The sequence below is a fragment of the Gaoshiqia sediminis genome (assembly GCF_025907915.1).
GTDB lineage: Bacteria > Bacteroidota > Bacteroidia > Bacteroidales > Prolixibacteraceae > Gaoshiqia > Gaoshiqia sediminis.
This window is the reverse complement of sequence record NZ_JAPAAF010000110.1, coordinates 1-604: the sequence shown is the minus strand read 5'-3', so window position 1 is coordinate 604 and position 604 is coordinate 1. Positions and strand designations below refer to the sequence as shown.

Annotated in this window: 1 protein-coding gene; it reads right to left on the bottom strand. The window is 50.7% G+C overall.

The genetic code is table 11. The features are described 5' to 3' along the window. Nucleotides 1-190: 190 nt before the first annotated feature. The coding region (locus tag N2K84_RS20205; protein WP_282593645.1) for a hypothetical protein at nucleotides 191-604 on the bottom strand (414 nt) is incomplete at its 5' end.

Genomic DNA, 604 nt, shown 5'->3' with positions numbered 1-604 from the left:
CGGCATCGACTTCGACGAAAAGTATCTGATTTAAGAATGTTGAACTCCTTCGGAGTTCCTGCTTTTCCGATCCGCTATCCGCCAGTTACACTGGCTGTGATGAACGTGACACTCCTTCGGAGTAATCAGTACGACTTGAAAAGCCAACCTCATCCGAAGCACCCCGATCACGAAATGATCGAACCATTCATCACCCCCAATCCAATTGGGGGAATACGACAACCAACCACCACTCTCCCAACCCCGAAGCGGGTTGAACAAAACGGATATCGCGTCTCCCGGAAAGCTTTCTATCAAAAAAAGAGATGATGGGACGTGACCCCAACGCCCAATTAAACGAACTCGCCTGGTCTTTGGCAGTCGGACGGTCACGACATGTCGTGACCATACGCTTTACTGCAAACCGGAAGCAACTTTTCGACCCTAAAATCCAATTCAACTCCTTCGGAGTAATAGGGTCGACTAGAAAAGCCAACCTCAACCGAAGCACCCCGATCACGAAGTGATCGAACCATTCATCACCCCCAATCCAATTGGGGGAATACGACAACCAACCACCACTCCTCAACCCCGAAGCGGGTGGAACGAACCGGATATCGCGGCA